Source organism: Kribbella qitaiheensis, assembly GCF_042657745.1.
Lineage (GTDB): Bacteria > Actinomycetota > Actinomycetes > Propionibacteriales > Kribbellaceae > Kribbella > Kribbella qitaiheensis.
Genome location: NZ_JBHSKE010000034.1, coordinates 407,933 through 421,880, shown reverse-complemented (window position 1 = coordinate 421,880; position 13,948 = coordinate 407,933). Strand labels below are relative to the sequence as shown.

The following is a 13,948-nucleotide window of genomic DNA, read 5'->3' as shown; positions in this document are numbered from 1 at the left end:
TACACGGTTGTGACGCCACGGCTGAGCGTGGTTGTGCCCTTCTACAACGTCGGCGACTACATCGGGGACTGCCTCGATTCGATCGCCCGGCAGACCTGGACGGATTTCGAGGCGATCCTCATCGACGACGGATCCCCGGACGACAGCGCGGCGATCGCCAAGGACCTGTGCGGCCGTGACACCCGGTTCCGGATCGTCGAGCAGGAGAACCAGGGCCTCGGCCCGGCCCGCAACACCGGGGTCCGGCATGCCCAGGGCGAGTACCTGACCTTCGTCGACAGCGACGACCTGGTCAGCCGGCACGGGTTCGAGCGGCTGATCCGGTCGCTGGACGAGACCGGCTCGTCCTTCGCCGGCGGGAACGCGCGGCGCTTCAACAACAGCGCCGGGGTCCGGCCGTCGTGGATCCACCGGCTGCCGTTCGCGAAGAACCGGCCGGCCGGCCACGTGCTCGAGACGCCGGACCTGATTCTGGACCGGATGGTCTGGAACAAGGTCTACCGGCGGTCCTTCTGGGACGAGCACGGCTACGAGTTCCCCGCGATGCGGTACGAGGACTACCCGGTCACGCTGAAGGCGCACCTGGACGCGGTCACCGTGGACGCGCTCGCCGCCCCCGTCTACTACTGGCGGGAGCGGGAGTCGGGCGAGTCGATCACCCAGCAGAAGTTCCAGTTCGGCAACCTGGAGGACCGGGTCCGCTCCGCCGAACTGGTGATGGACCTGATCGACAGCGGCGCCTACCAGGGGCTGGGCGAGATCCGGCGCCGGGTGCACTCGCACTTCACCCAGATCGACATGCTGACGCTGGTGATGGCGTTCGGCGCGGTGCCGCCCGCGGAGGAGCAGAACCTGGTCCTGCTGGCCTGCCGGTTGCTGGAGCGGCTGGACACCTCGGTCCTGGTCCGCGCGCACAGCTACGACCAGATCCAGCACTCCGCGCTCCGCGCCGGCGACGTGGACCTGCTGCGCCGGCTGGCGCACTTCCGCAACGACGGTGGCCTCCGCGGTGGCGCTCGCGCCATCCCGAAGGCCGGCCGGCGGTGGCAGTTCGAGCACAACTATCCGGGCGTGCACGAGCCGAACACCGCCGTACCGCGGACCCTCTACCAACTGCCGAAGAAGGATCTGACGCTGGCGACGACCGTGAACCGGGTCGCCTGGCAGGACGACGTGCTGTCGGTGCAGGGGACCGCCGAGATCCGGCACCTGGAGACCACTGCGTCGTCCAGCCTGCGGATCTCGCTGGTCGTCGCGGGGAGCAGTATCCCGCTGCCTGTCCGCCGGTACGCCGCGACGGACTCGCACGGTGACTCCACTCTGGTCGGCTTCGAGGTGCGCCTCGACCGCCGCCTGCTGGCGAAACTCGCGGACACGGCGGCCCCGGCGTACTTCGCGGTACGGATGAAGTCCGGGCGGCTGCGGCAGCAAGGCAGGCTCCGCGGTCAGCGTCCGGGCAGTCCCGGCTGGCCGCCGGGCAACTGGATCGACGAGACCACCTGGGTCCAGCCCGGTCCCGGCGCGGACGGCGCCTTCGTACTGCGGAAGATGGTCGACCCGTGCCGCCTGACCTCGGCCGAGCAGACCTCCGACGCGCTCGTACTGCGGGGGCGGGTGCCGGCCGACCTGCAGAATCCCCGGCTGCAGGTGACCCGGCCCCTGTCCGGTCTGGGCCAGGTGCTGCCGCTCGAGTGGTCCGGGCGGGACTTCAGCGTGCGGATCCCGTTCGGTCCGATCATCGCCGAGACCAGCCCGGACGACCCGTTCACCCAGCGGACCACCTGGGCCTTCCGGATGCTCGGTTCCGACGGGGTCGAGCTGTTGCTGCTCTGGACCGCAGGCGAGCGGGCGGTGAGCCACCTGGACCAGGGTCGCCTCGTCACGCTCACCCGGTCCACCGGTGGGTACGTCAACCTGCACGAGGGCCCGACCCGGGTGGTCGCCGACCACTGCGAAGTAGTTGCTGAGAGCAATGAATTGCGGATCGCCGGGTTCTTGACCGGGGGTGGCGCGTTCAGCTGGCGGCGGTTCCTGGAGGACTCCGACGAGCACGTGGACGTCGCTTGCCGCAGTACTGTCTCGGCGTCCGGGGAGTGGGTGGCCTCGGTCGGATTGACCGAGCTGATCCCGGACGAGGTGGTCGCGCACTCCGTGGATCCCTTGGCCAGCTTGGCGGACTGGGTGCTGTTCGCAACGACACCGGACGGTTCGGCCCAGGCTGTGCAGTGTGAGCCGTTCCTCGCCGGCCGGTTGCCGATCGAGGTCGAGCAGAGCGGCCACGTCGCCGGTATCCGTCCGCACGCAGGCACACTTCACGTCGAGGTTCGCTGATGCATCACCACAACCACTACTACGGGCAAGCCCACATCCTGGCCCGGTACGCCGGTCTTGACGACCAGGCTCCGCCGCGGCTGCGCGGCTACCTGCAGCACGGCTGGAACATCGCGGACGGCTGGAACCCGGTGCACGAGTTCTTCGACGGCGCCTGGCGGTTCACCTGGAGTGACGCGCCGCGCCGCCGGGGGCACGCGCTGGGCCGGCGGAACTACCACAGCATCGGCGCGCCCTGGCTGTACCTGCTCGACCTGGAGCCGGAGCTCGGCGCCGTACCGGAGGAGGAGCGCGAGGGCACGCTGTGGTTCCTCTTCCACGGCTGGGAGGGCGGCAAGATCCAGGGCGACCACAAGCGCCTGATCGACGAGATCCGCGAGACCGAGCCCGGCCCGGTCACCTTCAGCCTGTACTACACGGAGTACGAGCGGCCGGAGATCCGGAAGTCCTACGAGGACGCCGGTTTCCGGGTGGTGTCGTTCGGCCGCCGGGGTTTCTCGTACGAGGGCACGGACCCGCGGTTCCTCTACAAGCAGCTCACCGAGCTGCGCAAGCACAAGCGGGTGGCCGCGAACCGGCTGTCGACCGCCATCTTCTACGGTATCGCCGCGGGCTGCGAGCCTGCCGTGTACGGCGACTCGATGGAGATGGAAGGGGAGAACCCGCTGTTCGGCGGGCAGAGCCGGATCGCCAGGCTGTGGCCGGAGATGCTCGGCAAGGAGATCGACCTGGCCGCCGCCCGCGCGACGACGGACCTCGAACTGGGCGTGCCGTGGATGATGCCGCCCGCGGAACTGCGGATGCTGTTCGATTGGAGAGAGCGTGTCTGACAACCAGCTGGCCGTCGAAGTGGTTCGCGGTGAGATGCAACCGTGGAGCGACTACGACGGCAAGCGGGGGGCCGTCCAGGGACCGGTGCTGCGAGCACTGCTGGACGACGTCCTGCCTTCTGGGGCACGCACCCTCGTCGTCGGCCCGCACAGCGCCGACCTGGTCGAGGCGATCGTCGCCAAGGCCGCGGAGACGACCATGCTGGTCCGGTCGGTCTCGGACGCCAACACGCTGGCAGAGCGCTTCGGCGACAAGCTCCAGGTCATCGCGGGCGCCCTGGACGGATTGGAGCCGGCCGCCTTCGAAGTGGTGGTTGCCGCCGACGGTCTGGATCGCGTCCTCGGCTACGACAGCGACGACCTGAACTGGTCCGCCCGCCTCGACGCCCTGGCCGCGGTCGCCTCGCCGTCAGCGGTCGTCGTGCTCGGGCTGGAGAACGAGTTCTCCCTCACCAACTTGCTGGATCGCCGTCTGCCTCAGGACCGCCACGCCGACGACGACTGGCGTCCGCTCCACGACGACCCCACCCGCCCGGTTTCCGCCGGCCAGCTCCTTGCTGAGCTGTCGCGAGTGGGCTTCGCCGACGCTCACGCCTACGCGGCCTTCTCCGCCCAGGACACGGTCCTGACGTTGATCGACTCAGACACGGCCGCAACCGCCCGCCCGGGCCAACTGCCGGCCCGCTTGGCGCTGGAAGCTCTGGAGACTGCCGCAACCGCGATCCCCCTGCTCGCCCCGATCGACGAGGCTGCCGACTCAGCCACGCGCGCTGCCCTCCTCGGCTCGACCTCCTCCGGCTGGATCGCCACCACAGCCCCGATCCCTCACCCTCTCTACAGCCAAGCCCCGAACCACCCCTCGGTCCTCACCCTCGACCGTTCCGGCGACAGTTGGTCGGTTGCCGTCACCGCGGGCGATGGCACCATCGAGGGTGCTGTTGCCTTCGACGCTTCGGTGGTTCCAGCTGTGGTTCCGGGAGGGGTGTCTGTCGAGACGTTGCTGCTCCGGCTGGCTGCTGCTGAAGACGTGCCGGGATTCCGGGCGTTGGCCGCTCGGCTAGGTGAGTGGGCTCGGGCGCAGGACTCGACGCGGCTGGTACTGCGGTGGGATGACGTGGTGGTGGATGGGGATGGGTTTGCGGCTGGGGTTTCGCCGTGGGTGACAGCTGGTGACGAGCGTGCCGCGGATGTGTTGGCGGCTGCTTGGTGGCGGTTCCACGATCGGCTGATCGGTGGGCACCGCCGTCACCCGTGGCCGCCGTGGATGGTCGGCGACGACCTCGTGTCCGCGTGGCTGGGGATGTCCGGTGTCGAGGCGCCGGCTCCGGTGGCGGCGACGAAGCCTGAGACGCCGTCGGCCTCTGTCGCACAAGTTGCCCGGGGCAAGGAGCTGGCGGCGGCACTGGCAACCGCGCTGGGGATTCCGGCCGACGCCTCGCAGACCCCCGACGTACGGACGGCGCTGGCGGATGCTGAGCGGGCGCAGCAGGAAGTGTTCGAGCTCAAGGGGCAGATCTTCGGGCTGGAGCGGACGCTCGGGTTCCGGGACAAGGCGCTGAAGACGCGCGAGAACCGGCTCCGCGAGATGCGGCTGCAGGTGCAGAAGGTGAACGCGGAGCGGGCGAGGCTGCGCGGCTCGCGGGCCTATGCGGTCGTCACGCTGGTGCGCAGGGCGGCGACGATTCGCAACCCGCGCAAGTTCGCCGGCAAGGTGAAGCGCCGCCTCAAGCGAATCGTCCGCAACCGCCTCGGCTGACCGTCCGAAGAACCTTCGGACGCAACGAGTCAGCGGCGGGCGATCAGCAGTTGGTGGGTGTCAGGCCAGTCGACGGGCGTCCCGTCAGGGCTGGTGAGTGAGGCGACCGGCGCGATCCGGTTGGTGATCACCCAGTCGTTGCGCCATGGCTTCGAGGCCGGGTCGACGGTGAAGCCCGCCTGCTTCGCGATGTCGCACCAGCCGGTGAAGTCGAGCCCGCAGAACTGCTCGTGGGTCTCGCTCAGCCAGTTGTCGACGTAGTCCTTGCGGGTCAGGAAGTCCATCGCGTCCGCGAGCCGCAGTACCGGCTTGCCGTCGCGTTCGGAGTACTCGAAGGGCACTGAGGCGTTCCGCCGGAAGTCACGTGCGAACTGGAAGAGCCTCGCCCTGGTGGACAACCCGCCCATGTACGCCGCCGGATCGGCGAGCACCCCGAGGTCGGTCACGTCGGCCGGGTTGGCGCCGTCACTGTCGTCGAGCTCCAGTACTACGGGCCGGTCGGGCTCGGCCGGTCCGCAGACGTCCGAGTTCACCCAGACTCCGCCTGGCGCGGTGTGCGCGAACAACCCGTCGGCGAAGCGTCGCACCGTCGCCGGGCGCGACCCGTCGGCGTACGACCAGACCTCGTGGGTCAGCGCGAGCGTCAGGGTGGTGTCGATCGAGCGGGCCGGAAAGACCGCGGAGCCGAGCATGTTGCGCTGGTAGAAGTACACGTTCGGGTTGTGGAAGAGCCCTTGCTCCTTCTTGTGCACGCACTCGGCGTACAGGTGCCGGGCGACCTCGACCCCGATCAGGTCGGACTCGTGGAACCGCGGGTCGGCGTCCACGAGCTGCAGGGTGGCGCCGGTCGCGCAGCCGATGTCGAGGATCCGGCCGGGGCGGACGAAGCCCTTGATCTGCAGCCATTTGCGGTCGGCGGCGGTCTCGAAGGCGTCCGCGTAGGTCTTGTAGTCGCGCGTCGTCGTGAGTCCGCCGTCGTCGCCGACCACGGGGTCGTTCACGCAGCGCTGGATGTCCGCGTCCAGCCGGTACCGATCGAAGACGTCGACCGTCGCCGGATGCGCGAGGTCCCGTCAAGTGTTGTTGCCTGCAGCAATCAGTAGCAGGACGTCCCACGGTCTGGGCTCGTCGGGCGGCTCGACGCCGATCACCGGATAGCCGAGCTGCTCGTACAGCTTGACGACCGCGGAGGTCGAGCAGGCGACGACGGTGTTGGCCGGATCCAGCCGAACCCGGTCGTCCGTGCCGGCCTCGACGGCCTTGATCGTCACGTCGGCGAAGTCGTCTGTCGGCGGTGCGTCGGTGACCCCGACCACCAGCGAACGAATCCCGGTCGCGACGCTGAACCGCTCGATCGCCGCCTCCCGCCGGTCGAACGGCACCGGGTTCCGCTTGGTGGTGTGGTGGTTCGAGGACGTCACCGCCCAGATCACCGTGGCGTCCTGAGCCTTTGCCTGCAGGAACTCGGCCTGGAACCGCGTCAGGACGTGGTGCCGCCCGGGAACAGCAGGTACTCCATCGGGTCAGTCGCCCTCACCCTTGATGTCCGGGTGCGCGTCCACGTCGGTGCGTTCCCGGATCACGTAGGTCGGCCGGCCCATCGAGCCCGCGTGCAGCCGGCCGACGTACTCGCCGAGGACGCCGAGCGCGAGCATCTGGGCGCCGGAGAACAACGCGACCATGGACGCGATCGTGGTGAACCCCGCGACGGTGGTCGCGCCGGTGGCGTACTTGTAGATGATCACGCCGAACAGCCCGACGCCGAACACCGCGCAGATGAAGCCGAGATAGCCGACCAGCCGCAGCGGCTCCACGGAGTACCCGGTGATCAGCGTGAGCGCGTGCTTCATCAGCATCCACGTCGTGTAGTTCGACTGTCCGTCGGACCGCGTCTCCATCCGGACCGTGGTCTGTGCGATCCGCGTGGTCGACCAGGACAACGCCACGTCCACCGACGCGTGCGGCCCGTCGAGCCCGTCGAACCCGTCCCGCAGGAAGGTCCGGAAAGCCCGGAAAGCGCTGATGGACCGGGCGTTGCGCACCGACATGGTCGACGCCATCGCCGCCTTGACCAGCCGCGACGAGAAGCTCCGGACCAGCCCGTGCTCCTCGTCCGCCGGTACGCCGTACACGAGGTCGATGTCGTCGGTCAGGGCACGCAGCAGCACCGGCACCTGGTCGGCGGGGTGCTGCAGGTCGTCGTCCATCGTCACGACCACCTCGTACCGCGCGCTGCGGACGCCGGCGATCAACGCGTTGTGCTGCCCGTAGTTCCGCGCCAGCCGCAGCGCCCGCGTCTCCGGGTACTTGTTCGCCAGCTCACTCGCGACCTGCCAGGTGTCGTCCGGACTCCCGTCCACCACCAGCACGATCTCGAACCCGGCCGTCACCCCCGGCAACACCTGGTTCAGCTCATCCACCAACCGCGGCAACGTGGCACCCGACCGATAACAAGGCACCACGACGGAAACCAGCACAACAAACCTTCCCGAATCCAACGAGTAACGGCAGCTCAAACGCTGCGATTATTCCATTGATGAAAACCCTTGCCAGACCTTCCCCTCTGCACTGCCTGGCTCCTCTCCTGCTGCTGGCCCTGACCGGGTGCAGCGGATCCACGGCAGCGACAGAGTCAGCAGCAGATCCGAGCTCAAGCTCGCCAACGACCTCGCCGACCACCAGCAGGCCGACAGACGGCTCCGCTCCGACCTTCCGATTCGACAATGATCTGCTCGAGACCGTGGTCCCGGCCGCCTACAAGCAGCATCGCCTGGAGATCAATTACTACTTCATCAGTCTGCTCAACCACAGGTCACGCGAGGATCCGCTGGCAGGCCGCCAGGTGGAGCCCGAGAGCTGCCGGACGTCGATCCAGACCGGCGGATTCCCAGCGGAGGGCATGGTCGACTTCCGGTCGGACACACCCGCTGCGTTCAGCGCCTACAGCGTCCAGACATCCGATGGTGATGCCTATATCGAGGCGGAGTTGTACGAGCTCGGTGGCGCAGAGGCCGAGAGATACCAGCGGTCACGCATCAAGCCGGCGCCGGAGTGCGAGACGATCTCGCTGCAGCCTGGCTCGGAGCGGGCATCGATCACAGAGCGTTCTCTGGCCGAGTTCGGCCCGGCGTCGCGCTACATCGTCCGGAGCTACCCGCGTGCGGGCAACACCTGGACCGAGCGGATCCTGATGTTCCACACCGCGACGTATGCGAGCGAGGTCAGGCTCTTCGGACCGCTTGGTACCGAGGTGGACTTCCTGACCTTCGCCCGACTCGTGCGGGATCGGGCGAAGGGGAAGTTGGGTTAGAGGACGTCCCAGGTGAGGGGGGTGCCGGCGGGGGCGTCGGTGCGGAAGGGGCGGCCTTCGACGGAGGTGAAGGCGTCCGGGGGGAGGCCGCCGGCGGGGCGGACCGAGCGGACGTTGTCGGGGGCAACCTTCTCGCCGGCCTTGACGTCGCGGGTGATGTAGAGGGAGCGGCGGAAGCGCAGTACGTTCTGCTCGGCCTGCTTCGGGCCGATCAGGGGTTCGCCGAGGGCCTGCTGGGCGACCTTGGTGCCTTCGACCAGGAGCTTCATCTCGGCCGGCTCCAGGGAGAAGGCGGAGTCGACTCCGCCGTCCGCGCGGGACAGCGTCACGTGCTTCTCGATCACCGTCGCACCGAGCGCCACCGCCGCGATCGACGCGCCGATCCCCATCGTGTGGTCCGACAGGCCGATCTGTACGCCGAGCGCGTCCCGGAGTACAGGGATGCCACGGAGGTTGGACTGCTCGGGCGGGGCCGGGTAGCTCGCCGTACACGAGAGCACGACGATCTGCTCGTTGCCGGTGGAGCGGGCCGCGCGGACCGCCGCGTCGATGTCGGTCAGCGTCGCGGAGCCGGTGGAGATGATGATCGGCTTGCCGGTCTCGGCCATCGCGCGGACGAGCGGCAGGTCGCCGATCTCGTTCGACGCGACCTTGTACGCCGGGACGTGCAGCTTCTCCAGGAAGTCGATCGCGGTCGGGTCGAACGGCGAGGAGAACCCCAGCATGCCGAGCGAGTGCGCCAGCTCGAACAGCGGCTCGTGCCACTCCCACGGCGTGTGGGCCTCGTCGTACAGGTCGTACAACCGGGCGCCGCCCCACAGTTCGTGCTCGGACGGCAGCCGGAAGGCGGGCAGATCGACGTCGAGGGTGATCGTGTCGGCGGTGTAGGTCTGCAGCTTGAGCGCCTGCACCCCGGTGTCCGCCATCGCGCGGACGATGTCCTTGGCCCGCTCGAGATCGCCGTTGTGGTTGCCCGACATCTCGGCGATCACGAACGGCTGGTGCTCCGGTCCGACCGGGACGCCGCCGAAGTCGATGGTCTTGCTGGCACTCATGAGTTTCCCTTCGGCTTGCGCCGGTTGGTTTTGAGAAGGCTGATCGGCAGCACGGTGATCTCGCGACCATCGGCGTACCGGGTCTGCGGCTCCCCCTCGGTGAAGCGGAACCGCCGGTTCATCTGCCGGACCACCGCGTTGTCCTCGAGCACCTCGCCGGTCAGCTCGTCCAGGCCGAGCTCGTCGAACGCGTACCCGGTGGCGTCCTTCATCACCTCGATCCAGGCGGGCAGGGTCTCACCCCGCTCGGCCAGGCCGTCGGCGTCGAGGAAGAACCCCCAGGCCCCGGTCCGCGGTGCCGCGTCGAGCTCCAGGTCGAAGAAGTTCACCACGCCGGCGACAGTGCCGTCGCGTTCGTAGATCAGCACCCGCCGGGTCGGGTCGACGCTCGCCTTGGCCCACCAGCCGGCGTGCTCGTCGGGGGAGATCTCATGCGAGTTGACGCTGACCTCGCGGTTGGCCTGCTGGTTGCGCAGGGTCCGGATGAGGTCGACGTCGTGGTCGGTGGCCGAGCGCAGCATGTGCCAACCGTACCGACCCCTTCTACGCGCGGCCCAACTGTGTAACTATTTTTCGACCTCATCCACGAATCAGTCGGAGAATGACATGGGAGTCTGGCGGATCGTCGGCGTTCTCGCAGTGGCGGCAGCCCTGCTGACCAGCACCCTGCCCAGTACTGCGGCCGGCGCGTCGCCGGTGCAGGCAGACTCTTCCTGTGCCCCCGACGCCAGTACTCCGTTGAGGCAGTTCCGCGCGTCCTGGGTGTCGTCGGTGGTCAACATCGACTGGCCCTCCCGGACCGGGCTCACCGCGGCGCAGCAGCAGGCCGAGCTGATCGGCTGGCTCGACGACGCCGTCCGGCAGCACCACAACGCCGTGGTACTCCAGATCCGGCCGACAGCGGACGCGTTCTGGCCGTCGAAGGTCGAGCCGTGGTCGCAGTACCTCACCGGCCAGCAGGGCGGGAACCCCGGCTACGACCCGCTGGCCTTCGCCGTGGCCGAGGCGCACAAGCGGAACCTCGAACTGCACGGCTGGTTCAACCCGTACCGGCTCTCGATGGGCACCGACCTCAATGCCCTGGTCCCGGCGCACCCGGCCCGCCAGCACCCCGACTGGGTCGTCACCTACGGCGGCAAGCTCTACTACAACCCGGGCATCCCGGCGGCGCGCAAGCTCGTCGAGGACGCGATCATGGACGCGGTGTCGGCCTACGACCTCGACGGCGTGCACTTCGACGACTACTTCTACCCGTACCCCGTGGCGGGCCAGGTCTTCGACGACGCGGCCACCTACGCGCAGTACGGGGCCGGCTTCCCGACGGTGGCCGAGTGGCGGCGGAACAACATCAACCTGCTGATCCAGGAACTGCAGCACCGGATCAAGGCGGCCAAGCCGTGGGTGAAGTTCGGCATCTCGCCCTTCGCCGTCTGGCGGAACGCCGGGACCGACCCGCTCGGCTCCGACACGACCGCAGGGGTCCAGACGTACGACGACCTCGCCGCGGACACCCGGCGCTGGGTGCGCGAAGAGTGGATCGACTACATCGTGCCGCAGGTCTACTGGGCCGGCGGCTTCGCTCCGGCGGACTACAACAAGATCGTGCCGTGGTGGGCGGAGCAGGTCCGCGGTACCGACGTCCACCTCTACATCGGCCAGGCGACGTACAAGGTCGGTACCTCGACGCAGTCGCCGGACTGGTCCGACCCGGCCGAGCTGAGCGACCACCTGGCCTTCAATGCCACGATTCCCGAGGTCAAGGGCGACATCTACTTCTCCGCCAAGGACGTGCGGGCCGACCGGCTCGGAGCGACCAGTCTGCTGAGCAGCAACTGGTACACGCGTCCGGCGTTGATCCCGGCCATGCCCTCGCTGGACTCCCGTGCACCGCTGCCGGTGCGCTCGCTGCGCTCCGACAGGACCAGCACCGGGGTGCGGCTGCAGTGGCGGGCCACGTCGGCCGAGACCACGTCGTACGCGGTCTACCGGCGCGACCTGACGGTGGGTGACTGGTGCGCGGACAACGACGCGCGCAACCTGATCGCGACGCTGCGGTCGACCGGCGGTCAGCAGACGTACGTCGACACCACGGCAGTCAAGGGGCATCACTACCTATACTCCGTGACCGCCCTCGACCGCACGTGGAACCAGAGCCTGCCGATCCCGACGATCAGCGTGGGCTGATCAGAAGCTCCCACTGGAAGGCGGAGTCGGCTGAGTGAACCCGGGCGACGGCGTCTGCGAGGGGAAACCGACCTGGGGCCGACTGGGGAGTCCGCCCGGCGTCGAGGGGAGACCGCCGGGCGACTGGATCGGGAACCCGCCCGGCGACTGCGACGGCGAACCACTCGGCGACGGGAATCCGCTCGGAGGCTGGCTCGGGAACCCGCTCGGGGACTGTGACGGGAAGCCGGACGGCGACCCGCTCGGGAATCCGGTCGGTGGCGGGGTCGGCGTCGGGTTGCCGGTCGGCGGCGGGAAGAGCTGGTAGACCCGGACGGTGCCGTACTCGAACCGGAGCTCCGTCAGGCGTTCCAGGTCCTCCGGCGGCTCGCCGACCCGCTTGTCGACGAGCAGCCACTGCACGCCGTACTTCGTCCGCAGCGTCTCCAGGATCTCCCGCGTCGGCGCGGTGAACGCCTCGTCGTTGAGCCGGCGCATCTCCTGGTCCCAGAAGGCTCCCTGGACCCGCTCGTCCTTCGTGTAGGTGTCGTCCACCCTGGTCGTGTAGGCCCAGCCCTCGACCAGCACGCGCCGCTCGGCGTACCCGGGGATCCAGTACGACCCGGTGAGGCACTTCTCCGCGCCGGCGTCCCGGCAGTGGATGTTGGTCGCGATCAGGTCGCTCGGCCCGGAGTTCCGGCGGATGAACCGCGCCGCCTCGATCCCACCCGGCGCCACCGACTCGTACGCCGTCAGCGAGGGTGTGGCGAACTCGTGCAGGGACGCGACGGTCGGAGACACGGTCATGCCCAGAGCAACCGCGACAGCGATCACCGCCCAGGTCCGTCGGGCTCCCCGGACGAGCAGCCCGAGCACACCGACACCGACCGCCGCGGTGACGAGCGCGACCGCCAGAGGCTGCGCGAGGCAGTCCGGCCCACCGCAGGAGTCCTCGGAGCGATAGCGGCCCCAGTAGATCGCGGCGACTCCGATCAGCAGCGCCGGCGCGGCGACGTAGTACTGGCGGCGGTCGAGTGAGCCCAGGCCCCAGGTGGCGAGCAGAACGCCGTAGATGAAGCCGCTGCGGACGAAGAACAACTGCGCCTGGCCGTTGTCGTACAGCAGGCTGGCCGCGACGACAGCGCTGAGCAGAGAGACCAGGAGCATCACGGGCATCGGGTCGCGGCGGAGACGTCGCCGGATCAGGAGAGCGCCGGCGGCAGGCATCAGCCAGCCGATCGCCACGACGACCGCAACCACGACCAGGGCAGCAGTGGTCCGCTCGGTCGTCATCTCGTCGAGCAGGTGACGGAATGTCTTGGCCGGCTCGAAGGTCACCATCGACGGAGTGCCGCGCAAGGCCACGAAGAAAGTGAACAGGTAGGAGGCTGCCACTGCGGCCGCGAGCACCAGAGAACGCAGGTTGAGCCGTCCGGCGCGCACTGTCAGGTACACCCAGGCCGCGGCGAGCCCAGCGCCGTACACGGGCAGTGCTGAGGCCTTGGTGGTGGCAAGCGCCGCGATCAGGATCCCTGCGGCCACGAACAGCCCGGCGAGCTGCAGCCGTGTCTGTCCGGGCTTTCGCCGCAGCAGCAGGGCCGTGACAGCGAGCAGAGGCAGCACAAGAACTGTGGAGAACGCCTGCGACGGGCTGGTCAGTTGGCCCAGGGAGAACGGGCTGTCGTTGTACAGCCGCCCAGTGATGGCCCACGGCCACCCAGCAAGGTCACCAGCGGCCACTGTGAGGCCCGCCGCGATCGGCGCGGCCACGGCCCGGCCAGTGAGCACCATGCCGACCGCAGCCGCCGCGAGCACAGTCAGGAGCAGCATGGCGAACGGCACGATCCGGAAGGTCAGTACGTCGAGCTCGATGCTGGTGGTCCAGTGCGCGGACGCGATGTGGTCGAACGCTCCCCAGTGACTGGTGAGCGGCCGCCCGGAGGCATACGGGATCTGCGGCGGAAAGTGGTGGGTCAGCTCGGCCGCGATGGACAGGTTGTACTGCGCGTCCGAGTCCGGGCGGAGCGCGGCCGGGCCGTCCAACGGGATCAGGCGGGAGCCGACCCGGACGAACCACGCGGCAGCTACCCCGACCGACACCATCACTCCGGCGATGGCCCACCACGGGGTCGGCCGGTCGGGAAGGCGGCGACGCGGCAACCCGCGGTACATGCCGCTGGCCAGAGCCGGCATCACCAGGACGATCAGCGGGATGTCGACCCATCTACCGAGCGGGTAGAGCAGCGCCTCGACGGCCAGACCGAACGTGGTCCCGAGCACGACGTCGACCGCGAACCAGCCGGTGCCGCCGGTGAGCCGTCGCCAGAAGAGCGTGCCCGGGATGGCGATCACGATCAGCAGGTAGCCGAGGTACGCCGCGGACATCCAGACCGGAAGGTCCCGCAGGGCGAGAAACCAGGCCAGCGGCAGCACGGGCAGGCTCGCCATCGCGGCAAGGCGCGCCCCGCGTCCCGGTCTCGTCATCCCGCTCCTCTCGATCTCG

The 13,948-nt window shown here is 69.0% G+C and carries 11 protein-coding genes; 5 read left to right on the top strand and 6 right to left on the bottom strand.

Annotated elements, in window-relative coordinates:
- Positions 1 to 9 precede the first annotated feature (9 nt).
- From ACFPJ1_RS24545 to ACFPJ1_RS24535, 3 genes are read left to right on the top strand one after another with little or no spacing between them, the layout of a single operon-like run.
- Positions 10 to 2,331: a glycosyltransferase family 2 protein gene (locus tag ACFPJ1_RS24545; protein ID WP_380107329.1), complete on the top strand. Its 2,322-nt coding sequence runs from the start codon at positions 10 to 12 to the stop codon at positions 2,329 to 2,331.
- Positions 2,331 to 3,161, top strand: coding sequence for a hypothetical protein (locus ACFPJ1_RS24540; protein WP_380107327.1), 831 nt, complete (start codon positions 2,331 to 2,333; stop codon positions 3,159 to 3,161). The genes ACFPJ1_RS24545 and ACFPJ1_RS24540 overlap by 1 nt, the downstream gene beginning before the upstream one ends.
- On the top strand, positions 3,154 to 4,917 hold the full coding sequence (locus ACFPJ1_RS24535) for a serine/threonine-protein kinase (RefSeq protein ID WP_380107325.1): 1,764 nt from the start codon (positions 3,154 to 3,156) through the stop codon (positions 4,915 to 4,917). The genes ACFPJ1_RS24540 and ACFPJ1_RS24535 overlap by 8 nt, the downstream gene beginning before the upstream one ends.
- Positions 4,918 to 4,946: 29 nt before the next feature.
- On the opposite strand, the gene ACFPJ1_RS24530 is transcribed toward ACFPJ1_RS24535, so the two are convergent.
- The 3 genes from ACFPJ1_RS24530 to ACFPJ1_RS24520 all read right to left on the bottom strand — a co-directional run bounded on the left by ACFPJ1_RS24530 (position 4,947) and on the right by ACFPJ1_RS24520 (position 7,394).
- Positions 4,947 to 5,918: a hypothetical protein gene (locus tag ACFPJ1_RS24530; protein ID WP_380107324.1), complete on the bottom strand. Its 972-nt coding sequence runs from the start codon at positions 5,916 to 5,918 to the stop codon at positions 4,947 to 4,949.
- Between the two features lie 72 nt (positions 5,919 to 5,990).
- On the bottom strand, positions 5,991 to 6,350 hold the full coding sequence (locus ACFPJ1_RS24525) for a hypothetical protein (RefSeq protein ID WP_380107323.1): 360 nt from the start codon (positions 6,348 to 6,350) through the stop codon (positions 5,991 to 5,993).
- A 90-nt stretch (positions 6,351 to 6,440) separates the two neighbouring features.
- Positions 6,441 to 7,394 (bottom strand): glycosyltransferase family 2 protein, encoded by a 954-nt coding sequence (locus ACFPJ1_RS24520; RefSeq protein WP_380107321.1) that lies wholly within the window; start codon positions 7,392 to 7,394, stop codon positions 6,441 to 6,443.
- A 263-nt stretch (positions 7,395 to 7,657) separates the two neighbouring features.
- Here ACFPJ1_RS24520 and ACFPJ1_RS24515 point away from each other — a divergent pair, with 263 nt between their 5' ends.
- Positions 7,658 to 8,227, top strand: a complete 570-nt coding sequence (locus ACFPJ1_RS24515) for a hypothetical protein (protein WP_380107319.1) — start codon at positions 7,658 to 7,660, stop codon at positions 8,225 to 8,227.
- Here the strand turns inward: ACFPJ1_RS24515 and pseI are convergent.
- Entirely contained in the window at positions 8,224 to 9,282 is a 1,059-nt protein-coding gene (gene pseI, locus ACFPJ1_RS24510; RefSeq protein ID WP_380107317.1) for a pseudaminic acid synthase, read from the bottom strand. The genes ACFPJ1_RS24515 and pseI overlap by 4 nt on opposite strands.
- Positions 9,279 to 9,803, bottom strand: a complete 525-nt coding sequence (locus tag ACFPJ1_RS24505) for a GNAT family N-acetyltransferase (RefSeq protein WP_380107315.1) — start codon at positions 9,801 to 9,803, stop codon at positions 9,279 to 9,281. The genes pseI and ACFPJ1_RS24505 overlap by 4 nt, the downstream gene beginning before the upstream one ends.
- 85 nt (positions 9,804 to 9,888) lie before the next feature.
- Between ACFPJ1_RS24505 and ACFPJ1_RS24500 the strand changes: the two genes are divergently transcribed.
- On the top strand, positions 9,889 to 11,466 hold the full coding sequence (locus ACFPJ1_RS24500) for a glycoside hydrolase family 10-like protein (protein ID WP_380107313.1): 1,578 nt from the start codon (positions 9,889 to 9,891) through the stop codon (positions 11,464 to 11,466).
- Here ACFPJ1_RS24500 and ACFPJ1_RS24495 read toward each other — a convergent pair whose 3' ends face one another.
- Complete coding sequence (locus ACFPJ1_RS24495) at positions 11,467 to 13,929, bottom strand: hypothetical protein (protein WP_380107311.1); 2,463 nt, start codon at positions 13,927 to 13,929, stop codon at positions 11,467 to 11,469.
- Positions 13,930 to 13,948 lie beyond the last annotated feature (19 nt).